The sequence below is a fragment of the Streptomyces sp. DSM 118878 genome (assembly GCF_052936595.1).
Genome location: NZ_CP193622.1, coordinates 4,032,501 through 4,056,342, shown reverse-complemented (window position 1 = coordinate 4,056,342; position 23,842 = coordinate 4,032,501). Strand labels below are relative to the sequence as shown.

The following is a 23,842-nucleotide window of genomic DNA, read 5'->3' as shown; positions in this document are numbered from 1 at the left end:
GACCCGTGGAGCTACGGCTTGTCCGGGAGTTGCAGCATGGGGTAGCTGCCGGTGTTCGTCGGGGCGTGCTCCGGTAGCCACAGCACGGCTACCGCGCCCTCGGCGGGCTCGTCGGGCGGCGCGCCGGCCGGGCGTACGTTGCGGAACGTGAGGCGGGCGCCCAGTACGCGCGCCTGGCCCGCCGCGATCGTCAGACCGAGGCCGTGGCCGTGGCCGGCGCGGTCGGTGCTGCCGGTGCGGAAGCGGCTCGGCCCTTCGTGGAGGAGCGCCTCGGGGAAGCCCGGCCCGTGGTCGCGCACCCGGACGACGCGGCCCTCGACGCTCACTTCGATCGGCGGCTTGCCGTGCTTGGCGGCGTTGGCGACGAGGTTGCCGAGGATGCGTTCCAGGCGGCGCGGGTCGGTGGTGACCTCCGACTCGTGCACCACCGTCACCGCGACGTCCGTGGTCAGCGCCGCCATGCGCCGGCTCACGAAGTGGCCGAGGTTGATGTCCTGCAATTCGGCGCGCTCCGCCGCGGAGTCCAGACGGGCCACTTCGAGTACGTCCTCGACGAGCGTGCGCATGGCCTGCGCGCGGTCCTTGACCAGCTCGCTCGGGCGTCCGGGGGGCAGCAGCTCGGCCGCCGTGAGCAGCCCGGTCACTGGGGTGCGCAGCTCGTGCGCGATGTCCGCCGTCACCCGGCGCTCGGCTTCGAGGCGCTGCTTGAGGGCGTCGGCCATGGCGTCCACGGCGCTCGCCAGATCGTCGGTCTCGTCCTTCACCACGCCGCCGATGGCGTCGCGCACGCTGACGTCCGTCTGGCCCTGGGCGACGTCGCTCGCCGCCATCGCCGCCTTGCGCAGGCGCCGCGAGAGCTGCCCGCCGATCAGCACGCCGAGCGCGCAGCCGCCGAAGACGACCGTGATCGAGCCGATGACCAGGGCCTGGTCGAGGTCCTTCATGACGGTGGCGCTGCGGTCGGTGAAGCGCGAGTGCAGCGAGAGGACGTGCCCGTCGGCGAGCGGCACGGCGGCCCAGATGTCCGGCACGCCGCCCGGCTTGTCCTCGACGAACGTGGCGCGGCGGCCCGTGAGCACCTTCTGGCGCAGCTCGCCGGGGAGCGCGGGGTCGTCGACCTTCGTGCCGAACTGGAGGGTCTGCCGCTGGGACGCGGAGTACAGGCGCAGGGCGAACTGGATGCGCTCGTCCTGCACGTCGCGCGCGTTGTCGAGCATCGAGACGCGCGCGGCGTTGTGCACGACGAGGCTGAGGACGACCGCGACCAGCGCGCCGACCAGCGCGATCGCCGCGCTGATCTTCCAGCGCACGCCGGTGCGCAGACCGGAGGGCAGCGCGGTGCGGAACCGTCCGCCCGCCCTGGACGCCCCGCCGCGGCCCGCGCGGGACCGCCGCCGTATGCCGTCCATCACGCGCCCGCTCAGGAGCCCGCTCATCCGTCTGTTCAGAAGCCCGCTCACACGCCCGCTCACACGCCCGCTCATGCGTCCGTTCAGGAGCCCGTCCACGCGCCCGCTCACGCCTTGAGCTTGTAGCCGAAGCCGCGCACCGTCTCGATGCGGTCCTGGCCGACCTTGGTGCGCAGCCGCTGCACGTGGACGTCGACGACGCGGGTGTCGCCGCCCCAGCCGTAGTCCCAGACCCGCTCAAGCAGCTTGTCGCGGGAGAGGACCGTGCCGGGCGCGGAGGAGAATTCGAGGAGCAGCCGCATCTCGGTCGGCGTGAGGCCCACCGGGGTGCCGTTCCTGCGCACCTCCATGCCCTCCGTGTCGATCTCCAGATCGCCGAAGTGCAGCACGCCCCCGTCGGCCGCGGACCCCGCGTAGCCGGCGCCGCCCGTGGAGCCCGGGCCGCTCGCGTGCCCGAAGCGGCGGAGAACCGCGCGGATACGGGCGACCAGGACGGCACCGTCGAACGGCTTGGTCACGTAGTCGTCGGCGCCCGCCTCCAGGCCCAGCACGACGTCGATGGAGTCGGCGCGCGCCGACAGCATGATCACCGGGACGGTCGACTCGTCGCGGATGCGGCGGCAGAGCGAGACGCCGTCCAGACCCGGCACCATCACGTCGAGCAGCGCGATGTCGGGCTGGTCGGCGCGGAACGCCTCAAGGCCCGAGAGGCCGTCGGGCATGGCGGTCACCACGAAACCGTCGCGCTCCAGGGCGAGCTGGGTGGCCTCGCGGATGACGTCGTCGTCCTCGACGAACAGGACATGGGTCTGCTCTGCCATCGGATGCTCTCAGTCCCTCTCGTGCGTGTCGTGCGTGTCGTGCGTCCCGTACATGTACGTGTCGTCCGTAGTGTGCGACCCGGAACCGGTCAGTCCGTGGACGGGGGGGTGGCCTCGCCGCCCGCCGCGTCGCTGAAGTCGCTGCGCGTGCGTTCCGTCTCGGTGAAGTGGTTCGACGCCCAGCGGTACGTGATCACTTCCTCGCCGGAGGGATAGGCCACCGAGTCGCCCTTCTCGTAGAGCTGCTTCGTCACGACCAGGTCGCCCCGGTCGATCTCGGCGTAGACGGACGCGGGCTCCTCGGCCTTGAACACATTCTCGTATCCGCCATCCTGCGCCCGGTATACGTAGCTGCCGATGCCGACCGCGTCCGCGCAGGTCAGAACATTCACCACGACATCGGAGGCCGATCCTCCGGTCAGATTCCCGTACGAGACGTCGACCGGGTACGTGTCCCCGGCGCACGGCTTCAGGTCCCGCTTGATCTCCGGGCTGACCTCCGGATCGTCCTTGACGAGCCGCACCGCGTCGATCTTCTGCTTCGGCAGGGCGGTCGAGGCCGAGGGGGACGGCGATGAGGACACCACCGCCTCGCTGTGGGCCGGGCCCTCGTCACGCGCGCCGGAGCCGCCCGTCGAGCAGGCGGCGAGTGAAAGGCCGAGGGCGGCGAGCACGGCCACCGCCGTACTCACCGCCTTCACACTTCTCGTGACCCCAGAATCTAGGCCGCGCAACGCTCCCGCTCCCCACGTTCGAGCGCGCGGGCATCGAGGTCGCGGCTCTCCAGCTCCTGGCGGAGCCGGGCCAACGCCCGGTGCAGCGTGCTCTTGACCGTTCCGGCCGACATGCCGAGTGCGGCAGCCGTCTCCTCTGTGGACATCTGCTCCCAGTGTCGCAGCACGACCACGCTGCGCTGCTTGGGTGCCAGCACCTTCATGATGTCCATGAGCAGCGCGCGGTCCGCGTGCTGGTCGGTGGAGTCTTCCACGCTCGCGTCGGGAAGCTGCTCGGTGGGTACCTCTTCGAGCTTGCGCGCCCGCCACCACTCCGTACGCGTATTGATCATGACGCGGCGCAGGTACGCGTCCGCGAGCCGCTTGTCGGCTATGCCGTCCCAGCGGCCGTACGTCCGTACGAGCGCGGTCTGGAGCAGGTCCTGGGCGTCCACGGGGTCCGGGACCAGGCGCCGGGCACTGCGCAGCAGGGCATCCTGCCGAGTGCGGACGTACTCTTCGAACTCGAGCACCTCACCGTGCGCCATCTCAAACCGCCTTCGTTCCGTCTCCATCGCCGACCGCTGTCCCTGCTCCGCGGTACGGGTATGAAGTTACGGAGGCGTTGTCACGAGGTTGTGCGGACGAGCCAGCGGAGGACGCACGGCTGTACGTAGGTTGTGTAACAGACGTAGGAGCGGCGTAAAAGCCTGCGTTTGCGAGGGTGGCGGCGGCCGCCACCCCCGGGTGGCAAGGCTCTCAGGTGAGCGGAAGCCGGTAGAGGCCGCCCCGCAGCGGCTCGACGAGACCGTCGGCGACCAGGCCGTCGAGGGCGCGGGCCCGCTGCACCGGCTCGTCCCAGACCCGGTCGAGCGTGGCCTGCGGCACGGGCGTCACGGCCTCGCGGAGCACGGCGAGCAGCTTGCCCCGCACCTGACGGTCCGTCCCCGCGTACGTCTGGCCGCGGCGCGCCGGGCCCTCGTGCGCGGGCTTCCCCGCCGCGAGCCAGGCGCATTGGGCCGCGATCGGGCACCGCTCGCAGGCCTCGTTCCGCGCGGTGCAGATCAGGGCGCCGAGCTCCATCGACGCGGCGGCCCAGCGGGAGGCGGTGTGCTCCTCGTCCGGCAGCAGGGCGCGGGCGAGCTTGCGCTCGGCGGCCGTGGTGGCGTTCGGCGGGTACTGCACGCCGGTCACGGCGCGCGCGAAGACACGGCGCACGTTCGTGTCGAGCACGGCGTGGCGCTGCCCGTACGCGAACGAGGCCACGGCGGCGGCCGTGTACTCCCCGATGCCGGGCAAAGCGAGCAACTGGGCGTGCCCGGTGGGCACATCGCCGCCGTGCCGCTCCGTTATGGCGACGGCCGCGCCGTGCAGCCGCAGGGCGCGGCGCGGGTAGCCGAGCCGCCCCCAGGCGCGGACGGCCTCGCCGGGCGCCTCCTTGGCGAGGTCGGCGGGGCGGGGCCAGCGGGCCAGCCACTGCTCGTACACGGGCAGGACCCGGCTGACCGGCGTCTGCTGGAGCATGAACTCACTGACCATCACGCCCCACGGCCCGGCGTCCTCGCGCCGCCAGGGCAGGTCACGGGCGTGGGCGTCGAACCAGGCGATGACGGGACGGTGCAGGGCGTCACCGGCGGCCCCGGGAACGTCTCCGGGGCTCGGGCTGTGCGGCAAGGGCTTCGCGGGAGCAGTCATGGCACCAACGATCCTGCCATGCCCCCGACGGTTCTGGCGGGACGCCTGCTGTCGTGGCTCCTACGGGGGTGTCCCGACGCGGCGGCCGAGGAAGAACCTGACGATCGGCAGGGGAGACACCCGTCCTCCGGCAAGTACCGTCGGCCGGGTGGAGAGACGTACCCGAAGCGCGCTGCTGTGGGCGGCCCTGGCCGTCCCCGCGGTGTCGGTGGACCATCTGGGCCTGAACGAAACGGCCTCCCCGCAGGAGCGGCTCACCGCGCTGGCCGTCCTGGCCGCGGCCGTCGCCGTCCGCAGGGCGAGCCCCCTCCTCGCGTTCCTCCTCGCCGCGGCCCTGGGCCTGGCCACCGCCCCGTCCCTCTTCACCCTCTCCTACGGCCCCGCCCTCGCGGTGTTCGCGCTGCTGATGGGCCGCGGGGCCGAGCGCATCAGCCCCGCTCCACTCGGTTTCGGTGCGATCGCCCTGATCGGCACGGTCAAGATCGCCGTACGGGACGTCGACCCCGTGGTCGAGTGGCTGGTCCTCACCGGCACGCTGCTCTTCGGCACGGTCTTCCCCTGGCTCGCGGGCCGCTACTGGCGCCAGAACCGCGAACTGGCCGCCGCCGGGTGGGCGAGGGCCGACCAGCTCGAGCGCGAGCAACGCATCGTCGCCGACCGCGCCAGGCTGCGCGAACGGGCCCGTATCGCCCAGGACATGCACGACGACCTGGGCCACGAGCTGAGCCTCATCGCCGTCCGCGCGGGCGCCCTCCAGGTCGACCCCGACCTGCCCGCACCGCACCGCGAGGCCGCCGCCGACCTCCGCGCGGCCGCCTCGCACGCCACGGACCGGCTGCACGCCATCATCGGCCTGCTCCGCGAGGAGGGCGACGAGACGGCCCCGCTCGCCCCGGCCGGGGAGAGCGTCGCGGACCTCGTGGCCCGCGCGGCCGAGTCCGGCCTTGAGATCAGCTACACGGAGGACGGCCTGCCGGCCAGGAGCGGCCCGTCGGCCGGGAGCGGCCCGTCGGCCGGGAGTGGCCCGTCGGCCGGGAGCGGCCTGCCGGCCGGGAGCGGCCCGTCGGTCGGGAGCGGCCCGTCGGTCGGGAGCGGCCTGCCGGTCGGGAGCGGCCTGCCGGCCGGGAGCGGCCCGTCGGCCAAGAGCGGCGGACAGGCCCCGGGTGACGCGTTCCCCGAGGACACGACCGCCCGCACCCTCCACCGCGTCGTCCAGGAAGCCCTGACCAACGCCGCCCGCCACGCCCCCGGCGCCCCCGTCACCGTGGCGGTGACCCGGGACCCCTCGGCGACGACCGTCACGGTCACCAACGACCGCCCGGCGGAACCGGGCCCCCCGTCCCACGGCGGCTCCGGCCTGCGCGCGCTGCGGGCCCGCGTCACGGACCTGGGCGGCACCTTCCACGCGGGCCCGCACGGCCACGGCCACCGGGTCACCGCCCGGCTGCCGGTCCAGGGCGCCGCGCCCGCGCCCCCGCGCTCCGGCGGCCACCTCGCCTACGCACGCCGCCGCACCGTCCTGGCCTTCGGCGCCGCCCTCACCACGGGGGCGCTGCTGGTCGGCGGCGCCTTCGCCTGGTACGCGTACTCACGGACGCACTCCGTCCTCGACCCCGCCGACTTCGCCCGGCTGCGCGTCGGCGACCCGCGCGCGGAGGCCGAGCGCGTACTGCCGGCCAGGACCGCCTCCGACCCGCCCGCGGAACGCGCGCCGAGCCCCGCCCCCGCGGACGCCGACTGTGTCTACTACCGGGCCGAGGACAGGCTCTTCTCCGCCGTCCCCTACTTCAGGCTCTGCTTCGGCACAGCCGGGGACGACGCGGACCGCCTCGTCGACAAGACAGTGATCCCGACGGCGAACGAACGCCCCGAACCCGAGGAAGAGAAGCCGTGAACGAGACCATCCGCGTCCTGCTGGCCGACGACGAGGCGATGATCCGCGCGGGCGTCCGCGCCATCCTCGCCGCGGGCAAAGACATCGAGGTCGTCGCGGAGGCCGCCGACGGGCGCGAGGCGGTCTCCCTGGCCCAGGCCCACCGGCCCGACGTGGCGCTGCTCGACATCCGCATGCCGCGCTTGGACGGCCTCGCCGCGGGCGAGGAGATCGTGCGTACGGTGCCGGGCACCGCGGTGGCCATGCTGACGACGTTCTCCGAGGACGCGTACGTCTCCCGGGCCCTCGGCGGCGGAGCCACCGGCTTCCTGCTGAAGTCGGGTGACCCGCACGAGCTCATCGCGGGCGTACGGGCGGTCGCGGACGGCGCCGCCTTCCTCTCGCCCAAGGTCGCCCGGCACGTCATCGAGGGCTTCGAGGCCGGCCGCATGAACCGCGGAGCCGCCGCGCGGGCCCGCGTCGGGACACTCACCCCGCGCGAGCGCGAGGTCCTCGGGCTGGTCGGCGCGGGCCTCTCCAACCCGGAGATCGCCGCCCGGCTCCACCTGGTGGAGGGCACGGTCAAGGCGTACGTCAGCGCGGTCCTGGAACGCCTCGGCGTCAAGAACCGCGTCCTGGCGGCGATCGTCGCGTACGAGGCGGATCTCGTACCCCGGGACTGAGACGCCGCCCCGCGGGGCGAAAGCCCCGCGAGGCACGGCGATTCAGCGGCGGTGCGAACCGCCGCGGGGGGAGTCCTGGTGAGGGGGCTCGTGACGGGGGGAATCCTGGCCGTACCCGTTCTGGCCGTACGAGTCCTGGCCGTACGAGTCTTGGCCATACGTGTTCTGGCCGTACGCGTCTTGGCCATACGCGCTCTGGCCGTACGCGTCCTGGCCGTACGCGTCGTGACGGTGGAACGTCATCGTCGGGGTGTCGTACGCCGCCGGATCCGTGGCCGGGGACGGGGCGAGCGCGGGTCCTGGCCCGGCGAACCACGTAACGACCCCCGTGGAGGACCCCCGCATCGACTGCACGACCCGCGCCACCGGACGCGTGGTGAGCCGTACGACCACATACGTGACCACCGCGCCGAAGACGAGACCGACCGCCACGTCATGCGGGTAGTGGACGCCGACGAAGACCCGGGACGCGGCCATGAGCACCGCCATCGGAACCGTCAGGGCCGCGATGCGCGGCCAGGCGAGCGTGAGGCCGATGGCGGCGGCGCCCGCGATCGTCGAGTGGTTGCTGGGGAACGACCAGTCGCCGTAGGCGGGACACTCGACGAGCGGCTTCAGCGCCCCGGAGACCGCCCGGCAGGGCCGCTCCTCGTCGATCACGGACTTGAGCGCCTCGCTGCACACGTACGCCACCGCCGTGGCGAGGGGAGCGAGCACGGATATGGCAAGCGCGCGGGGATCCCCCCGCCGGGCCCGCCACCAGGCGACGACGAAGAGCACGCCGAAGAGCAACAGCCCGAGCTCCGTCCACACCTCCGCGAGGTGCTGGAACCACGACGGAGTGTCGTGGGCGAAGTCGAGTGTGTCGCGGTAGAGGTCGTCGTCCATGGTGTCCATGATTATGGACGGTACGGAGAGGCTCCGAATCCCCGCATCCGGCGATCGACCAGTACCGCCCCCCGACGATCGACAGGGTTCGCGGGGGATCGGGTGGATTGCGCCCCATGGCGAAGCCCGGAAGAGGCACCGGAACCAGCATCGGAACCGGCATCGAACCGGCATCGGGTCCGAACCGGAATGATGATCGAACAAACTTTGTTGCTCCGGACGGCGGGTGGGGCGGGAGAAGAGCCGGTTCTCTCGTAAGGTTTGGGCGTGGGATCTCTGCGCAATCCGGTCGGGCCGCTTCCCTCCACCATTTACTGGCGTCGGAGGGCCGTCCTGCTGTCCGTAATCGGCCTATTGGCCCTTCTTGTCGTCTGGATCGTCACCATGGGTGGCGGCGGCGGGAAGAACGGCGCCAACGGGCCCGGCGAGAACGGACCCGCCACGTCCATCACTCCGGGCCCCTCCGAGTCCGGACCCGCGATCAGCCAACACCCGGGCGGGCGCGACGAGTCCGACGACGGCTCGGGCGACGGTTCGGGCTCCGGCTCCGGTTCCGGCTCGGGCGGTGCCGGTGGCACCGGAGGGTCGGGCGGGGGCGGCTCGGCGGGCTCGGCCGGTGGCTCGGGCGGCGACGCCAAGGGCGGCGGCGGCTCGGGTGACCGTCTCTCGGCGGGCACGCGACTGCCCAACTGCACCAAGAGCGACGTCGAGTTGAAGGTCCGCAGCGTCCGCAACACGTACGGGATCGACGAGAAGCCCAAGTTCGAGCTGATCGCGGAGAACGGCGGCGGCAAGGCCTGCAAGGTCGATCTCGGCGGCAGGGGAACGGTCCTGACGATCACTCAGGCCGAGGGCGACGACGCGTTCTGGTCCTCGGACGACTGCCCCTCCGGCAGCGGCAGCCTGCTGCTCCGGGTGCCGGCCGATGGCCGCGTCACGCACACCGTGGACTGGGACCGCAGGGCGAGCGCCGAGAAGTGCGCCACGCCCCCGGCGAAGAAGGCCGCGCCCGGCACCTACCTGGTCGAGGCCAAGGCCCCCGGCCTCGGCACGGCCCAAGCCTCGTTCGTCCTGGAAAAGGACTGAGCCACCGCCCCTGGGGGGGGCGGGTGACACCGCTCCCCGGCAGGAAGGGCTAGACGTACCGCTCCAGGATCGAGGACTCCGCCAGGCGGGAGAGGCCCTCGCGGACGCTGCGGGCTCGGGCCTCGCCGACGCCGTCCACGGTCTGGAGGTCGTCCACGCTGGCGGCGAGCAGCTTCTGGAGGCCGCCGAAGTGCTCGACCAGGCGGTCGATGATGGCGCCGGGCAGCCGCGGGACCTTGGCGAGCAGGCGGAACCCCCGGGGGGAGACCGCGGAGTCCAGGGTCTCGGGGGAGCCCGTGTACCCCAAGGCGCGGGCCACGGTGGAGAGTTCGAGGAGCTCCGCGTGGCTGAGGGAGTCCAGCTCCGAGAGCGCCTCGTCGACCGTGCGGGAGCGCTTCGCGGTGGGCTCCGGCACATAGTCCCTGACGACCAGCTCGCGCTCGGGCTCCACGCCGGCGATCAACTCGTCGAGCTGGAGGGCGAGGAGACGGCCGTCCGTGCCGAGCTCCACCACGTACTCGGCGATCTCGGTGGCGATGCGGCGCACCATCTCCAGGCGCTGGGCGACCGCCGTGACGTCCCGCACGGTCACCAGGTCCTCGATCTCCAGGGCGGAGAGCGTGCCCGCGACCTCGTCGAGACGGAGCTTGTACCGCTCCAGGGTCGCGAGGGCCTGGTTGGCGCGCGAGAGGATCGCCGCCGAGTCCTCCAGGACTCGGCGCTGCCCGTCCACGTACAGCGCGATCAGGCGCATGGACTGCGAGACGGAGACGACGGGGAAGCCGACCTGCTTGGAGACGCGGTCCGCCGTGCGGTGCCGCGTGCCCGTCTCCTCGGTGGGGATCCTCGGGTCCGGCACGAGCTGCACGCCGGCCCGCAGGATCTTGGTGATGTCCTTGTCGAGGACGATGCCGCCGTCGAGCTTGCAGAGCTCACGCAGGCGCGTCGCGGTGAACTCGACGTCCAGGATGAACCCGCCCGTGCACATCGACTCCACGGTCTTGTCCCAGCCGAGCACGATGAGACCGCCGGTGTTGCCGCGCAGGATGCGCTCCAGGCCGTCGCGCAGGGCCATGCCGGGGGCGACGGCGCTCAGGGAGGCGCGCATCAGTGCGTCGGCAGCGGTGCTTCCGCCGGACTTGCCGGAACTCGCTGCCCGGTCGTTGGCTGCCACTGCACTCCCTCGGTCGCGGGTTCTCCATGCCACTTCCGTACGCCTGACTTCGTACGAGTGGGCGAGACCAGGGCAAAGTCTACCGGCGCTCTTCCTCCTCCCGTGGGGCCTCTCGGCGACGCGACCTCGGCAGGACCCGCAGGGCGTCCCCCATGTCGGCGACTTCGATGACCTTCATACCGGGCGGGACCTTCCCCGGATCGGCCGGTACGAGCGCGTGCGTGAAGCCCAGGCGGTGCGCCTCCGACAGCCTGCGCTGGACGCCCGTGACCCGTCTGACCTCGCCCGCCAGGCCCACTTCCCCGATCGCGACCAGGTTCTTCGGCAGCGGGGTGTCGGTCGCGGCGCTGGCCAGGGCCAGGGCGACGGCGAGGTCCGCGGCGGGCTCGGAGAGCTTCACTCCGCCGACCGTCGCGCTGTAGATGTCCCGCTTGCCGAGGGCCGTGATCCGGCCGCGCTGCTCAAGAACGGCCAGCATCATCGAGACACGGGAGGTCTCCAGACCGGACGTGGTGCGCCGGGGGCTCGGGATCTGCGAGTCGACCGTGAGCGCCTGGACCTCGGCGACCAGGGGGCGGCGGCCCTCCAGGGTGACGGTCAGGCAGGTGCCGGGAACGGCCTCGGCCCGGCGGGTGAGGAAGAGGCCGCTGGGATCGGCGAGGCCCGTGATGCCCTCGTCGTGCAGCTCGAAGCAGCCCACCTCGTCCGTCGTCCCGTAGCGATTCTTGATGCCGCGGACCAGGCGCAGGCGTGCGTGCCGGTCGCCCTCGAACTGGAGGACCACGTCGACGAGGTGCTCCAGGAGGCGGGGCCCCGCGATCGCGCCGTCCTTGGTGACGTGGCCGACCAGGAGGGTGGACATGCCGCGCTCCTTGGAGGCGCGGATCAGGGCGCCCGCGACCTCGCGGACCTGCGCCATGCCGCCCGGCGCCCCGTCGATCTCGGGGGAGGCGACGGTCTGCACGGAGTCGAGGACCAGGAGCGAGGGCTTGACCGCGTCCAGGTGGCCGAGGACGGCGGCCAGGTCGGTCTCCGCCGCCAGATACAGGTGGTCGTCGATGGCGCCGATGCGGTCGGCCCGCAGCCGCACCTGGCTCGCCGACTCCTCGCCCGTCACATAGAGCGTGCGGTGCTCGTCGCTGGCCGCCTTCGCCGCGACGTCCAGGAGCAGCGTGGACTTGCCGACGCCCGGCTCGCCCGCGAGCAGCGCCACGGCGCCGGGGACCAGGCCGCCGCCGAGCACGCGGTCCAGCTCGGGCACGCCGGTGCTGCGCGCGGTGGCCCGGCGGCCGTCGACCTCGCCGATCGGCACGGCGGACGAGGTGACGCGGCCGGGGGCGGTGGTGCGGACGGCGGGCGCGCCGTACTCCTCGACCGTGCCCCAGGCCTGGCATTCGGGGCAGCGGCCGAGCCACTTGGCCGTCTGCCAGCCGCACTCGGTGCAGCGGTAGGACGGACGGTCCTTGGTGGATTTCGTACGGGCAGCCATGTTCGGAACCGTAGCCGAGCCCACTGACAACGCCGTCTCCCGCGGTTCACCACCCGTCAACGGGCGGGTTCGGCCGACGGAATGATGGGTTCCTGTCCTCTTTCGAGGGATTGGTTCACCCGTAAGGATTAAATACGCTCAAGAGGGCGGAAGACGCCTGCATCATCCGCCTACCTTCACACGGTGACGAGCAGCAGGCCGGAATCCGCAGTGACCAAAACCGGCGCACACCGGGCGCACCGCGACGCGCGCAAGCGGGTGGCGCCCCGCCAGGTGCCCCGGACCACCCCGCCCGGGCGCTATGACCCCTGCCTGGACGGCCTGTTCACGTACTGCCTGTCCGTCCTCTGCGACCACGACGCGGCGACCGCGGCCGTGGGCGACGTCCTCCACATCGCCGAGCGCAGGGGCTCGCGCGGACCGGACTCCGGCGGCGAGCTGAAGGCCTGGCTCTACGCACTGGCCCGCTGGGTCTGCCTGCGCAGGCTCGCCGAGGCCAAGCGCAGCCGCCATGCCGCCCACGCCACGGGCGAGAAGACGGGCCGCACCCCGAAGGACCCGCCGCGGGACGCCGGCCCCGCCCCCGGGGCGGCCCGCCCCTCCGGGGAGTCCGAGGAGGTCCAGCGGGAGCGCCGCAGCGAACTGGCCCGGCTCGCCTGGCCGGAGGCCGCCGGCACCACCCCCGAGCAGCGTGAGGCGCTGGAGCTGGCCGTGCGCCACCAGCTCACCCCCGCCGAGGTCGCCGCCGTGCTCGGCATGGACCCCACCAAGGCCCGCGAGCTGCTCGCCTCCGCCGCCTGCGAGGTGGAGCGCACCCGCGCCGCCCTCGCCGTGGTGGAGACCGGCAGCTGCCCCATCGTGGCCCGCCTCACCGGCGACAACCAGCTCCTGCTCGGCACGGCCCTGCGCCGCGAGCTCGTCCGGCACGTCGACGACTGCCCGCGCTGCCGCCGCACCGCCGAGCGGGCCGGAGCGGGCACCTGGCCCGGCACGGCCGTGAGTCCCGCCACGCTCCCCCTGATCGAGGCCCCCCGGACCGCCCTGCACCGCGCGATGGCGCACGCCCCACGCGCGCGTGGCGTCCACCCCCGCTATGACCGGCGCGGTTTCCCGATGGACCCCAAGGACCACGCGGCCCGCAGGGACCGGCTCCGCGCGCGTGCCGTCACCACGACCGTCGTCGCCACCGTGGTGGCCGCCCCGGTGCTCGCCCTCTGGGCGGCCTACCGAGGCCCGCTCACCGGCGAGGGCCGCGACGGCGGTTCGGTGACCGCGAGCGAGGACGAAGGCGCCGGAGGCCTCGGCAGCGACCACGCGGGCGACGGCTATGAGAACGCGGGCAATGCCCGCAAGGGCTCCGGGCCGCACTTCACGGCGGGCAGCAGGTCGTCGGACGTCTCCGTGGAGGTCATCAGCGGCGGCGGCTCGTCGACCGGCCCCGGGAGCCTCACCGTGACGGCCAGGCCGAGCGGCGACATCACCCTGATCACACTGACCGCGTCGGGCAGCGCCCCGGTGGACTGGTCGGCCGGCGCGAACGTCTCATGGCTCTATCTGAACCGCTCGTCGGGCACGCTGGCGCCGGGCGAAACGGTCACTCTGCGGGTGTACGTGGACCACCGCCGCGAGCCGTCGGGGCCCTGGCGCGCACGCGTGTCGATCGCCCCTTCCGGCGCGGTCGTCTCGATCGACGGGCACGGCGGAGGGCGCCCGCCGCACACGCCGGACCCCGGCCCGCGGCCCACGGACCCGCGCCCCACCGACCCCGGGCCCTCGGACCCGGATCCGGGTCCCGACCCGACCCCGAGGCCCACCGACCCGGACCCGTCTGACCCCGACCCCACGCCGACGCCCACGGAGCCGACGTCCACCCCGTCGTACCCCGGACCGGGCGGCCCGTCGGCGCCTCCGGGCGACGGCGCGACGAGTCCGGGCTGACGGGGCCCGGCGACCGAGGGGACAGGTGTACCGACAGGGACAGGTGTACCGACAGGGACAGGTGTACCGACGGGGACAGGTGTTACGCGGGGTCCGCGGGATGCGGGGCGAGGAGGGGCAGCCGGGAGGCGAGGCGCTCCTCGCAGAGCTCCACGAGCCGGTCGTAGCCCTCCTTGCCCATCATCTCGATCAGCTCGGGGCGGTAGGTGACGTACACCGGGTCGCCCGCGCCGTGCGCCGACGTCGCCGAGGTGCACCACCAGTGCAGATCGTGGCCGCCGGGGCCCCAGCCGCGCCGGTCGTACTCCCCGATCGACACCTGGAGGATGCGCGTGTCGTCGGGCCGGTCGATCCACTCGTACGTCCTGCGCACCGGGAGCTGCCAGCAGACGTCCGGCTTGGTCTCCAGGGGCTCGCGGCCCTCGCGCAGCGCCAGGATGTGCAGCGAGCAGCCGGCGCCGCCCTCGAAACCGGGGCGGTTCTGGAAGATGCAGGAACCGTTGAACGGACGGGTCTGGCGGTCGCCGTCCTCGTCCGTGGAGACCCAGCCGGTCTCCCGGCCCACGTCGTGGTGCTGCCAGATGTCGGGGGTGAGCCGCTCGACGTGGCCGGCGACGCGCTTCTCGTCGTCGTCGTCCGAGAAATGGGCACCCAGCGTGCAGCACCCGTCATCGGCACGGCCCTCCTGGATGCCCTGGCAGCCGCTGCCGAAGATGCAGTTCCAGCGAGAGGTCAGCCATGTCAGATCGCAGCGGAAGACCTGCTCGTCGTCCGCCGGATCAGGGAACTCCACCCATGAGCGGGCGAAGTCCAGGCCCTTCTCGTCCGGTTCCGCCTTCCCGGTCTTCGCCGGCTTTCCGGACTTTCCCACCTTCTCGGCCTTCTCCGGCCTTCCCACCACCTTCTCCCGCTTCCCCTGCTTCGACGGCTCATGGGACTCGGGTGACGACTTCGCCGACTTCGATTTGTCGGCCTTCGTCTTTTTCGTCTTCGGCACGTCTCCAGGGTATGCGTGCGATGGGCCGCCCGGAGCCAGAGCATCGCCGCACTCGGCGTAGCGTCTCGTACATGAGACTCGGTGTCCTCGACGTGGGGTCGAACACGGTGCATCTGCTCGTGGTCGACGCCCACCCCGGCGCGCGCCCGCTGCCCGCGCACTCGCACAAGGCCGATCTGCGGCTTGCCCAACTCCTCGACCCGTCGGGGGCGATCGGGCCCGAGGGTGTGGACCGCCTCGTCGCCGTCGTGCGCGAGGCGATGGAGGCCGCCGAGGACAAGGGCGTGGAGGAGGTCCTGCCGTTCGCCACCTCCGCGGTGCGCGAGGCGACCAACGCCGACGAGGTCCTCGGCCGGGTCAGGGACGAGACCGGCGTCGACCTGAAGGTGCTGTCCGGCGCGGAGGAGGCCAAGCTCACCTTCCTCGCCGCCCGTCGCTGGTTCGGCTGGTCCGCGGGCAAGCTGCTGCTCCTCGACATCGGCGGCGGCTCGCTGGAGATCGCGTACGGCATGGACGAGGAGCCGGACGCCGCGGTCAGCCTGCCCCTGGGTGCCGGGCGCCTCACCGCCGCCTGGCTGCCCGCCGACCCGCCGGACCCGGCCGACGTGAAGACGCTGCGCCGGCACGTACGCGCGCAGATAGCGCGGACGGTGGGGGAGTTCAGCCGCTTCGGCGCCCCCGACCACATCGTGGCCACCTCGAAGACGTTCAAGCAGCTCGCCAGGCTCGCGGGCGCGGCGCGCTCCGCGGAGGGCCTGTACGTCCAGCGCGAACTGAAGCGGAAGTCCCTGGAGGACTGGGTTCCGCGGCTCGCCGCGATGACCACGGAGGAGCGCTCGGAGCTGCCCGGCGTCTCCGAGGGGCGGGCCGCGCAACTGCTCGCGGGAGCGCTCGTCGCGGAGGGCGCCATGGACCTCTTCGGGGTCGAGAACGTGGAGATCTGCCCCTGGGCACTGCGCGAGGGCGTGATCCTGCGCCGGCTCGACCACCTTCCGCCCTCCTGAGCGGGCGGGCCCCGTGCGGGACGGGCGCCAGGCCTTGTGCGGGGTGGCGTGAGGGCACCTCCCCGGCGCCCCGGCGCGGCCCGTACCCTGTCTTGCGTGGCAGAACCAGTGGTGCGCATCCCGGATGCGAAGGTCGCCCTGTCGACGGCCTCGGTCTATCCGGAGTCGACGGCGACGGCCTTCGAGATCGCCGCGCGCCTCGGCTACGACGGCGTCGAGGTCATGGTCTGGACCGACCCCGTCAGCCAGGACATCGAGGCCCTGCGCAGACTGAGCGACTACCACCAGATCCCGATCCTGGCCATCCACGCCCCATGTCTGCTGATCACGCAGCGTGTCTGGTCCACCGACCCGTGGGTCAAGCTCCAGCGCGCGAAGGCCGCCGCGGAGAAGCTCGACGCCTCCACGGTCGTCGTCCACCCGCCCTTCCGCTGGCAGCGGCAGTACGCGCGCGACTTCGTCGACGGAATCTGGCGGATGGCCGACGAGACGGACGTGCGCTTCGCCGTCGAGAACATGTACCCCTGGCGCTACCGCGACCGCGAGATGCTCGCCTACGCCCCCGACTGGGACGTCACCAAGGACGACTACCGCCACTTCACGGTCGACCTCTCGCACACCGCGACCGCCCGCGCCGACGCCATGGACATGGTCGACCGCATGGGCGACCGGCTCGGCCACGTGCACCTCGCCGACGGCAAGGGCTCGGCCAAGGACGAGCACCTGGTGCCGGGCCGCGGCACGCAGCCGTGCGCCGAGCTCCTGGAGCGCCTGGCCACCACCGGCTTCGACGGGCACGTCGTCATCGAGGTCAACACCCGCCGCGCGATGTCCGGCGCCGAGCGCGAGGCCGACCTCGCCGAGGCGCTCGCCTTCACACGGCTGCACCTCGCCTCCGCGGTCGGAGCGAAGCGCCCGTGACGCCGGGCGACGCGGGCGCCGCCGCCCCGCGCCGCCGGGGATGGCCCTCCCGTACGGAGACGGAGACCGGCCCCGCCACCCGTGACCGGATCATCCGGGCGGCCCGCGACGAGTTCTCCGAGCTGGGTACTTCGGCACGAAGGATCCTCGGCGTCCGGGAGCCGGTCCCCGAGACGCGCGTCCCGGTATTCGGACAGCCTGTCCAGATCGTGGAGGGGCGGCGTACGCTCGACAGCAGTCCCATATCTCTGTAGATCGCCGAATTCCTGAAGGAGCGAGCGACGATGCCCGAGCTCAGGTCCCGCACTGTCACCCACGGCCGCAACATGGCGGGCGCCCGCGCCCTTATGCGTGCCTCCGGTGTACCGGGGGCCGACATCGGGCGGAAGCCGATCATCGCCGTGGCCAACTCCTTCACGGAGTTCGTGCCCGGCCACACCCACCTTCAGCCGGTCGGCCGCATCGTCTCCGAGGCGATCACCGCTGCGGGCGGCATCCCGCGCGAGTTCAACACGATCGCCGTGGACGACGGCATCGCGATGGGCCACGGCGGAATGCTGTACTCCCTGCCCTCCCGCGACCTGATCGCGGACTCGGTGGAGTACATGGTGGAGGCCCACTGCGCCGACGCCCTGATCTGCATCTCCAACTGCGACAAGATCACCCCCGGCATGCTGATGGCCGCCCTGCGCCTCAACATCCCGACGGTCTTCGTCTCCGGCGGCCCGATGGAGGCCGGCAAGACCACGCTCGTCGACGGCACCGTCCGCAAGCTCGACCTGGTCAACGCGATCAGCGACGCCGTGGACGAGAGCGTCTCGGACGAGGACATCCTCCGCATCGAGGAGAACGCCTGCCCGACCTGCGGCTCCTGTTCCGGCATGTTCACCGCCAACTCGATGAACTGCCTGACCGAGGCCATCGGCCTCTCCCTGCCGGGCAACGGCTCGGTCCTCGCCACGCACACCGCCCGCAAGGCGCTGTACGAGCGGGCAGGGCAGACGGTCGTCGACATCACCAAGCGGTACTACGACGGTGACGACGCCTCGGTCCTGCCGCGCTCCATCGCCACGCACGCCGCGTTCGAGAACGCCATGGCCCTCGACATCGCCATGGGCGGCTCCACCAACACGATCCTGCACCTGCTCGCCGCGGCCCGCGAGGCCGAGGTCGACTACGACCTGACGGACATCGACGCCGTCTCGCGCCGCGTCCCGTGCCTGGCCAAGGTCGCCCCGAACGTCGCGGGCAGCACGACGTACTACATGGAGGACGTGCACCGCGCCGGCGGCATCCCCGCGCTCCTCGGCGAGCTGTACCGCGGCGGTCTCCTCAACGAGGACGTGCACACCGTCCACTCGCCCTCCATCAAGGAGTGGCTGGACGCCTGGGACATCCGCTCCGGCGCCGCCTCCGACGAGGCGAGCGAGCTGTGGCACGCGGCGCCCGGCTGCAAGCGCTCCGCCGAGGCCTTCTCGCAGTCCGAGCGCTGGGACACCCTCGACACGGACGCCGCGGGCGGCTGCATCCGCGACGTCGCCCACGCCTACTCCAAGGACGGCGGCCTCGGCGTCCTCAAGGGCAACATCGCCGTGGACGGCTGCGTCGTGAAGACCGCCGGCGTCGACGAGTCGATCTGGACCTTCGAGGGCCCCGCGGTCGTCTGCGACTCGCAGGAAGAGGCCGTCGAGAAGATCCTCAACAAGGCGGTCACACCGGGCGACGTGGTCGTCATCCGCTACGAGGGCCCCAAGGGCGGCCCCGGCATGCAGGAGATGCTCTACCCCACCTCCTTCCTGAAGGGCCGTGGCCTCGGCAAGACCTGCGCCCTGATCACCGACGGCCGCTTCTCCGGCGGCACCTCGGGCCTCTCCATCGGCCACGCCTCGCCCGAGGCGGCGGCAGGCGGCACGATCGCTCTCGTCGAGGACGGCGACCGCATCCGCATCGACATCCCCGGCCGCTCGATCGAACTCCTCGTCCCCGAGGAGGAGCTGACCGCCCGCCGCGAGGCCCTGAACGGCGTGTACGCGCCCAAGGCCCGCGAGCGCAAGGTCTCCGCGGCCCTGCGCGCGTACGCGGCGATGGCGACGAGCGCGGACAAGGGCGCGGTCCGTGACGTGTCGAAGCTCGGCTGAGGGCTGAGGGCTGAGGGCTGAGGGCTGAGGGCTGATCGGCTGAGAGGCCGACCGGCCCGATATCTCCGGAACGATTTGGGGCGCGGGTGCGTCCTTGGTGTGAGGAACACGCCAGGGGCGGCCCGCGCCGCCGTTTACGGGGGAGAGAACAGTGAGCGAGAACGTCATCACGCCGAAGGTTCCCGGGGACGTCCCGGCCACCGAGGCCGACACCGACACCGTGACCGACGCCATGACCGACGCCGTGACCGACGCCGAGGCCGTGACCACGGTCGCGGCCGGGAGGACCTACCCGATCATCGCGTCGGTCAACGTCCGCTCCGGCCCGGGCACGTCGTACTCCAAGGTGGGCCGCCTCAGCGCGGGCGCGCGCGTCACCATCCAGTGCCAGAAGGCGGGCGAGACGGTCAGCGGGCCGGGCGGCACCTCGAAGCTCTGGGACCGGATCGGCAGCGGCCGCTGGGTCTCGGACACGTACGTGCGCACGGGCACCACGGGGTACGTGGCACCGCGCTGCTGAGCGCGGCGCGTCAGCCGGTCCGCGGCGGCTTCGTCGCGTCGAAGGCGAACACCGTGTTGTCGGCGGCGGCCACGACGACCACGCGCCCCGTGACGGTCACGCGCGGCGTGGCGTTCAGCTCGCCCGCCAGGCCGTCGGCCCGTGGGTCCGTGGTGAGGAGCGGCTTGCCCCGGCCGGCGGAGAGCGCGACGACCCGGCCGCTGGCCGAGCTGAAGTACAGCGTCCCCTTGCCGTCCGCCACCGGTCCCGACACGCCCTCGACCGCCGTCTGCCGTGACCACTTCTTCCCGCCGGTCACCGGGTCGAGCGCGGTGATCAGGCCGGTCTGCCCGCTGAAGTAGAGGGTGCCGCCGGCCATGCCGGGCGTCCCGTCGTACGTCTTGGGCAGCCGCGCGTACGACACCTCGCGCGACGCCATGTCCACCCGCGCCACCCCGTCGTAGCCGAGCAGGGCGGGTCCCTCGCGGTGCTCATGGAGGAGTACGAGGCGGCCGTCCGCGGTGCCGACCGGCATGGCGGGCCCCTTGACGGCGACGGCCGGGCCCAGGCTGCCCGAGGTCAGGTCGGCCCGGCGCAGGACGGGGTGGCGCACATCGGTCGCGGCCATCTCGGCGTCGGGCGCGCACATCACGTGCAGCCGCTTGCCCGCGGGAACGGGGGCACACTGCGTGCCCGCAGGGAACGGAGTGCGCCAGAGCACCTGGCCGCTGTGCGCCTGCCGCGCCTCGAAGCGGGAGTTCGACGCGTCGACCGTCACGACCGTGGAGCCGACGACCACGGCGTCCTGGGTGCGCCCGGTCACGCCCGTGGACTGGGCGCCGGACGGGGTCGACCACAGTTCCGTGCCCTTGTCCGCGTCCAGGGCGACCACCTCGGTGGCGGCGCTGTCCGGCTGCTCCTCGGTCCCGATGCGGTAGCCGAGCACGGTGTCGCCGCTCACGCCCACCAGGTGCATGCCCTGCGCGGGGACGCCCGGACTCTTCTCCGTCCAGACGCGGGAACCGTCGGCGGCCCTGATCCGGGTGGCGACGACCCCACCGCCCCCGCAGAACAGCGCGTCGCCGCGCGCCACGCAGCGCACCTCGTCCGGGATGTCCTCCCGGCCGCCCGGCACCGCCTCGCGCCACGGCCGGAACCCCTCCGGGAGCGCGGCCTCCTTGGCCGCCGCGACCGTGCGCCCGCGGTCGTCCGCGCCGCCGCTCCCGCCGGAGTCCCCGGCCTGAAGCAACGCGACCCCGCCCCCGATCGCGGCGACGGCGACGGCCGCGGCGAGCACGGAACGCAGGCGGCGGCGCGGGCGGCGGGGGGCGTCGCCGGCAGTGCCGGCGTCGGCAGCGGTGGCCGTAGCGGTGGACACGGGGGCCGCGGGAGTCACGGGAGCCACGGGGGTGTCATCGGTGGCCAGGTGGTGCTGGGTGTCCGTCTCCCGGGTGCGGCGCGGGCCGGCGCCGGCTTCCGAGGCACCCCCGAGGTCGGTGGGCAGGTCCCGCAGCCGCACGAGGAGTTCGTCGGCCGACGGCCGCTCGTCGGCGTCCTTGGCGAGGCAGGGCTCGACCACCGGCCGCAGCGCGTCAGGGACCGCGCCGAGCGACGGGGCCTCGTGCACCACCTGGTACGCGGTCATGTACGGGCTGTCCGCGTCGAAGGGCCCCTGCCCGGTCGCCGCGTACACGAGCAGCGTGCCGAGCGAGAAGACGTCGGAGCGGGGGCCGACACCGCGCGGCGCCTGCAACTGCTCCGGCGACATGAACGGCGGCGTACCGATCACCCGCCCCGTCATCGTCAGCGTCTGCTGGTCCGCCGCGCGGGAGATGCCGAAGTCGATGACGCGGGGGCCCTCGGGGGAGAGGACCACGTTGGACGGCTTGAGATCCCGGTGCACGACACCGGCCCGGTGGATGTCACGCAGGGCCTCGGTGAGCCCGATGGCCAGCCTGCGCAGCTCGGCACCGCCGATCGGGCCCCGCTTCGCGATGCGCTGCGCGAGGGTCGGGCCCTCGATGAACGTGGTGGCCATCCACGGGTGCGCGGCCTCCGGATCGGCGTCGATCACGGCCGCGGTGAAGGCACCGCTGACCCGCCGGGCGGCGGCCACCTCCTGCCGGAAACGGATCCGGAACTCGTCGTCGTCCGCGAACTGCTGGTGGATCAGCTTGATGGCCACGGGCCGCCCGGAGGCCGAGCGCCCCAGGAACACGGTCCCCATGCCACCCGAACCGAGCCGCGCCTCCAGCGGATAACCGCCGATCTCCTCCGGGTCTCCTCCACGGAGTGACATGTCCAGACCTCCCCCGCGCTTCCCGGCTACGTCTTTACCCCGCCCAAACTAACCGCCGGACGGTACGGGGAGACAAGGAGGGGGACGAATAGGGCGCGTACGGCCAAGAGGGGTGGAGCGGAGGTGGAGACGTGGTGAGGGGGGCGTGGAGACAGGGACGGCCCCGCAGCACGCAGGCGCCGACATGGCCCGCGCTGTCCGAGCGATAATGACCCGGTGAGCGAAGAACCCGGAAAATCTGGCACACCTGGTACCTCTGGCGCATCTGGCGTCCCTGCCCCCTCGGGCCGTACTGGCACGCCACGCACCGCCACCGATGCCGCGGCCGGCACCGGCTCTGGCTCCGGCACCGGCTCTGGCTCCGGCACCGCTTCCGCCTCCGGCACCGCGCCCGGCCCGCGGCCGGAGGAGATCCGCTTCTTCGGGACGACCTGGGTCGCCCACGACGGCGGCTACGGCGCCCGCCGGGCGGGCCTCGCCGCCGGGTCCCTGATCGCGGCGGCAGCGGGCTGCTTCGTCCTGCGCTTCGCGTACGAGGGCCTGACCATCGCGGAGGTGGGCTCGTTCGTGAACATGCTCGTCGTCGTGATGTTCGCGCTCTGTAGCGCGATGGCCTTCCGCCGCACGTGGGAGGGGTTCACCAAACGCCACGACCCGGGGTCCCAGGCCTCCATGCGCGGCCTGCTCACGATCGGCTTCGTCGGCACCCTGCTCGCCTACTTCTTCCGCTCCCTGACGGAGGCCCCGGGCGAGAGCCTGCACCGCAAGGAGTACGAGGAGGCCCGCGAGCAGTACGCGAAGCGGACCCAGCGCCGAGCGGGAAACCCCGCCCGCAAGAAGCGCAAGCGCTGACACCGTGCGGTCGTCGCCGGCTGCGCCCTCCTGGTCCTGGTCCTGGCCCTCGGCGCGGCAACCCTCCGCCGCCGCACGGCCTGACGCCAGGGACGCGACACCCACGGCATGGTCCGCCCACCGGACACCTCCACTGGCCCCGGCGCCCGCGGTGCGAGGATGACCCCCGGACGACGCAACCCGGGAGGCCCCGCCCATGAGCACGACGAGCCAGCCGAGCCAGCCGAGCCGGTCGAACCAGCCGAACCGGCCGAGCAGGCCGCAGGCGCACCCGAGCCAGAAGGTCGCGGTCCTCGGTACCGGAAAGATCGGCGAAGCTCTGCTCAGCGGCATGATCCGCGGCGGCTGGGCCCCCGCCGACCTCATGGTCACCACCCGGCGGCAGGAACGCGCCGACGAGCTCCGCACCCGCTACGGCGTCACCCCCGTCAGCAACGCCGACGCCGCCAAGCAGGCCGACACCCTCATCCTCGCCTGCAAGCCGCAGGACATGGCGAAGCTGCTCGACGAACTCGCCCCGTACGTCACCGCCGACCGCCTCGTCATCAGCGCCGCGGCCGGCATCACCACCGCGTTCATCGAAGAGCGCCTCGCCGAGAACACCCCGGTCGTCCGCGTCATGCCGAACACCCCCGTGCTCGTCGACGAGGGCATGTCCGTCATCTCGGCAGGAAGCCACGCCACCGCCGACGCCCTGTCCCACGCCGAGGACATCTTCGGCGCCGTGGGCAAGACGCTCCGCGTACCCGAGACCCAGCAGGACGCCTGCACGGCCCTGTCCGGCTCAGGCCCCGCGTACTTCTACTTCCTCGTGGAGGCCATGACCGACGCGGGCATCCTCCTCGGCCTGCCCCGCGACAAGGCCCACGACCTCATCGTCCAGGCGGCGATCGGCGCGTCCGTCATGCTCCGCGACAGCGGCGAACACCCGGTGAAGCTCCGCGAGAACGTCACGTCACCCGCGGGCACGACGATCAACGCCATCCGCGAACTGGAGAACCACGGCGTACGAGCCGCCCTGATCGCCGCCCTGGAAGCAGCGAGGGACCGCAGCCGGGAACTGGCATCGGGCAACAACTGACGCCGCTCGCCACCAGCCCCCGCGCCCACCGCGCCTACCGCGCCTCGTTCACCGGCGGCAGCAGCCCGATCGCCCGATAGGCACCGTCCACCGTCGGCCTGGCCATCCCCCTGGCCCGCTCGGCCCCCCGCCGCAGCACCTCCTCCACATACGCGGGGTCGGCCATCAGCTCCTTGTGCCGCTCCTGAACGGGCCTGAGCAGTTCCACCACGGCATCGGCGGTGTCCTTCTTCAACGCGCCGTACGACGCGTAGGCGCCGCTCAGGGTCTCGGGGTCCCCAC

At 72.8% G+C, this 23,842-nt stretch carries 21 protein-coding genes and 1 pseudogene (1 of these 22 running past the window's edge); 11 read left to right on the top strand and 11 right to left on the bottom strand.

Annotation, left to right across the window (positions count from 1 at the left end):
- Window positions 1–11: 11 nt before the first annotated feature.
- From cseC to ACRAKF_RS17890, 5 genes are all read right to left on the bottom strand, one after another.
- The gene (cseC, locus tag ACRAKF_RS17910; protein WP_447038163.1) at window positions 12–1,436 is read right to left on the bottom strand and encodes a two-component system sensor histidine kinase CseC; all 1,425 of its coding nucleotides are present in this window, start codon (window positions 1,434–1,436) and stop codon (window positions 12–14) included.
- Between the two features lie 80 nt (window positions 1,437–1,516).
- Complete coding sequence (cseB, locus tag ACRAKF_RS17905; RefSeq protein ID WP_447038162.1) at window positions 1,517–2,230, bottom strand: two-component system response regulator CseB; 714 nt, start codon at window positions 2,228–2,230, stop codon at window positions 1,517–1,519.
- 89 nt (window positions 2,231–2,319) lie between these two features.
- Complete coding sequence (locus ACRAKF_RS17900) at window positions 2,320–2,964, bottom strand: hypothetical protein (protein ID WP_447038161.1); 645 nt, start codon at window positions 2,962–2,964, stop codon at window positions 2,320–2,322.
- The gene (locus ACRAKF_RS17895; RefSeq protein ID WP_363248336.1) at window positions 2,952–3,491 is read right to left on the bottom strand and encodes a SigE family RNA polymerase sigma factor; all 540 of its coding nucleotides are present in this window, start codon (window positions 3,489–3,491) and stop codon (window positions 2,952–2,954) included. The genes ACRAKF_RS17900 and ACRAKF_RS17895 overlap by 13 nt, the downstream gene beginning before the upstream one ends.
- Before the next feature lie 211 nt (window positions 3,492–3,702).
- Window positions 3,703–4,638: an A/G-specific adenine glycosylase gene (locus tag ACRAKF_RS17890; RefSeq protein ID WP_447038160.1), complete on the bottom strand. Its 936-nt coding sequence runs from the start codon at window positions 4,636–4,638 to the stop codon at window positions 3,703–3,705.
- 148 nt (window positions 4,639–4,786) lie between these two features.
- Here ACRAKF_RS17890 and ACRAKF_RS17885 point away from each other — a divergent pair, with 148 nt between their 5' ends.
- Together ACRAKF_RS17885 and ACRAKF_RS17880 are read left to right on the top strand one after the other, a co-directional pair.
- Window positions 4,787–6,532, top strand: coding sequence for a histidine kinase (locus ACRAKF_RS17885; protein WP_447038159.1), 1,746 nt, complete (start codon window positions 4,787–4,789; stop codon window positions 6,530–6,532).
- A gap of 38 nt (window positions 6,533–6,570) precedes the next feature.
- Window positions 6,571–7,194 carry a response regulator gene (locus ACRAKF_RS17880; RefSeq protein WP_447042047.1) on the top strand — a complete coding sequence of 208 codons (624 nt, stop codon included), beginning with the start codon at window positions 6,571–6,573 and terminating at the stop codon, window positions 7,192–7,194.
- Window positions 7,195–7,479: 285 nt separating this feature from the next.
- On the opposite strand, the pseudogene ACRAKF_RS17875 reads toward ACRAKF_RS17880, so the two are convergent.
- Window positions 7,480–8,091, bottom strand: a pseudogene (locus ACRAKF_RS17875) (phosphatase PAP2 family protein); the annotation flags it as partial.
- Between the two features lie 258 nt (window positions 8,092–8,349).
- Here ACRAKF_RS17875 and ACRAKF_RS17870 point away from each other — a divergent pair.
- Window positions 8,350–9,168 carry a hypothetical protein gene (locus tag ACRAKF_RS17870; protein ID WP_447038158.1) on the top strand — a complete coding sequence of 273 codons (819 nt, stop codon included), beginning with the start codon at window positions 8,350–8,352 and terminating at the stop codon, window positions 9,166–9,168.
- A 49-nt stretch (window positions 9,169–9,217) separates the two neighbouring features.
- Here ACRAKF_RS17870 and disA read toward each other — a convergent pair whose 3' ends face one another.
- Window positions 9,218–10,342, bottom strand: a complete 1,125-nt coding sequence (gene disA, locus ACRAKF_RS17865) for a DNA integrity scanning diadenylate cyclase DisA (RefSeq protein ID WP_447038157.1) — start codon at window positions 10,340–10,342, stop codon at window positions 9,218–9,220.
- A 79-nt stretch (window positions 10,343–10,421) separates the two neighbouring features.
- A complete protein-coding gene (gene radA / locus ACRAKF_RS17860) occupies window positions 10,422–11,831 on the bottom strand; it encodes a DNA repair protein RadA (RefSeq protein ID WP_447038156.1) in 1,410 nt (469 codons plus the stop codon).
- 183 nt (window positions 11,832–12,014) lie between these two features.
- On the opposite strand from radA, the gene ACRAKF_RS17855 reads away from it, so the two are divergent.
- Window positions 12,015–13,769: a BACON domain-containing protein gene (locus ACRAKF_RS17855; protein ID WP_447038155.1), complete on the top strand. Its 1,755-nt coding sequence runs from the start codon at window positions 12,015–12,017 to the stop codon at window positions 13,767–13,769.
- Between the two features lie 82 nt (window positions 13,770–13,851).
- Here ACRAKF_RS17855 and ACRAKF_RS17850 read toward each other — a convergent pair whose 3' ends face one another.
- A complete protein-coding gene (locus tag ACRAKF_RS17850) occupies window positions 13,852–14,766 on the bottom strand; it encodes a hypothetical protein (RefSeq protein ID WP_447038154.1) in 915 nt (304 codons plus the stop codon).
- A 71-nt stretch (window positions 14,767–14,837) separates the two neighbouring features.
- On the opposite strand from ACRAKF_RS17850, the gene ACRAKF_RS17845 reads away from it, so the two are divergent.
- The 5 genes from ACRAKF_RS17845 (at window position 14,838) to ACRAKF_RS17825 (ending at window position 19,349) form a co-directional block, all read left to right on the top strand.
- Window positions 14,838–15,770 carry a Ppx/GppA phosphatase family protein gene (locus tag ACRAKF_RS17845; protein ID WP_447038153.1) on the top strand — a complete coding sequence of 311 codons (933 nt, stop codon included), beginning with the start codon at window positions 14,838–14,840 and terminating at the stop codon, window positions 15,768–15,770.
- Window positions 15,771–15,866: 96 nt separating this feature from the next.
- Window positions 15,867–16,691: a sugar phosphate isomerase/epimerase family protein gene (locus tag ACRAKF_RS17840; RefSeq protein WP_447038152.1), complete on the top strand. Its 825-nt coding sequence runs from the start codon at window positions 15,867–15,869 to the stop codon at window positions 16,689–16,691.
- Entirely contained in the window at window positions 16,688–16,945 is a 258-nt protein-coding gene (locus ACRAKF_RS17835; RefSeq protein ID WP_447038151.1) for a hypothetical protein, read from the top strand. The genes ACRAKF_RS17840 and ACRAKF_RS17835 overlap by 4 nt, the downstream gene beginning before the upstream one ends.
- A 30-nt stretch (window positions 16,946–16,975) precedes the next feature.
- Window positions 16,976–18,829 (top strand): dihydroxy-acid dehydratase, encoded by a 1,854-nt coding sequence (ilvD, locus tag ACRAKF_RS17830; RefSeq protein ID WP_447038150.1) that lies wholly within the window; start codon window positions 16,976–16,978, stop codon window positions 18,827–18,829.
- 151 nt (window positions 18,830–18,980) lie between these two features.
- Window positions 18,981–19,349, top strand: coding sequence for an SH3 domain-containing protein (locus tag ACRAKF_RS17825; RefSeq protein ID WP_447038149.1), 369 nt, complete (start codon window positions 18,981–18,983; stop codon window positions 19,347–19,349).
- Between the two features lie 10 nt (window positions 19,350–19,359).
- On the opposite strand, the gene ACRAKF_RS17820 is transcribed toward ACRAKF_RS17825, so the two are convergent.
- On the bottom strand, window positions 19,360–21,627 hold the full coding sequence (locus ACRAKF_RS17820; protein WP_447038148.1) for a serine/threonine-protein kinase: 2,268 nt from the start codon (window positions 21,625–21,627) through the stop codon (window positions 19,360–19,362).
- Between the two features lie 216 nt (window positions 21,628–21,843).
- Here ACRAKF_RS17820 and ACRAKF_RS17815 point away from each other — a divergent pair, with 216 nt between their 5' ends.
- Window positions 21,844–22,479 carry an EamA/RhaT family transporter gene (locus ACRAKF_RS17815; protein ID WP_447038147.1) on the top strand — a complete coding sequence of 212 codons (636 nt, stop codon included), beginning with the start codon at window positions 21,844–21,846 and terminating at the stop codon, window positions 22,477–22,479.
- Window positions 22,480–22,675: 196 nt separating this feature from the next.
- Window positions 22,676–23,560 (top strand): pyrroline-5-carboxylate reductase, encoded by an 885-nt coding sequence (proC, locus tag ACRAKF_RS17810; protein WP_447038146.1) that lies wholly within the window; start codon window positions 22,676–22,678, stop codon window positions 23,558–23,560.
- 34 nt (window positions 23,561–23,594) lie between these two features.
- Here proC and trpS read toward each other — a convergent pair whose 3' ends face one another.
- Window positions 23,595–23,842 carry the 3' portion of a tryptophan--tRNA ligase gene (gene trpS / locus ACRAKF_RS17805; protein WP_447038145.1) on the bottom strand. 763 nt of this gene lie beyond the right edge of the window, so the window shows 248 of its 1,011 coding nt (coding positions 764–1,011); its start codon lies off the right edge, out of view; its stop codon occupies window positions 23,595–23,597.

What these genes read in the sequence shown, in the direction of transcription:
- cseC (WP_447038163.1), bottom strand. Translation starts at nt 1,436, where the DNA reads ATGAGCGGGCTCCTGAGCGGGCGCGTGATGGACGGCATACGGCGGCGG.
- cseB (WP_447038162.1), bottom strand. Translation starts at nt 2,230, where the DNA reads ATGGCAGAGCAGACCCATGTCCTGTTCGTCGAGGACGACGACGTCATC.
- ACRAKF_RS17895 (WP_363248336.1), bottom strand. Translation starts at nt 3,491, where the DNA reads ATGGCGCACGGTGAGGTGCTCGAGTTCGAAGAGTACGTCCGCACTCGG.
- ACRAKF_RS17890 (WP_447038160.1), bottom strand. Translation starts at nt 4,638, where the DNA reads ATGACTGCTCCCGCGAAGCCCTTGCCGCACAGCCCGAGCCCCGGAGAC.
- ACRAKF_RS17880 (WP_447042047.1), top strand. Translation starts at nt 6,571, where the DNA reads ATGATCCGCGCGGGCGTCCGCGCCATCCTCGCCGCGGGCAAAGACATC.
- radA (WP_447038156.1), bottom strand. Translation starts at nt 11,831, where the DNA reads ATGGCTGCCCGTACGAAATCCACCAAGGACCGTCCGTCCTACCGCTGC.
- ACRAKF_RS17845 (WP_447038153.1), top strand. Translation starts at nt 14,838, where the DNA reads ATGAGACTCGGTGTCCTCGACGTGGGGTCGAACACGGTGCATCTGCTC.
- ilvD (WP_447038150.1), top strand. Translation starts at nt 16,976, where the DNA reads ATGCCCGAGCTCAGGTCCCGCACTGTCACCCACGGCCGCAACATGGCG.
- ACRAKF_RS17820 (WP_447038148.1), bottom strand. Translation starts at nt 21,627, where the DNA reads ATGTCACTCCGTGGAGGAGACCCGGAGGAGATCGGCGGTTATCCGCTG.
- proC (WP_447038146.1), top strand. Translation starts at nt 22,676, where the DNA reads ATGAGCACGACGAGCCAGCCGAGCCAGCCGAGCCGGTCGAACCAGCCG.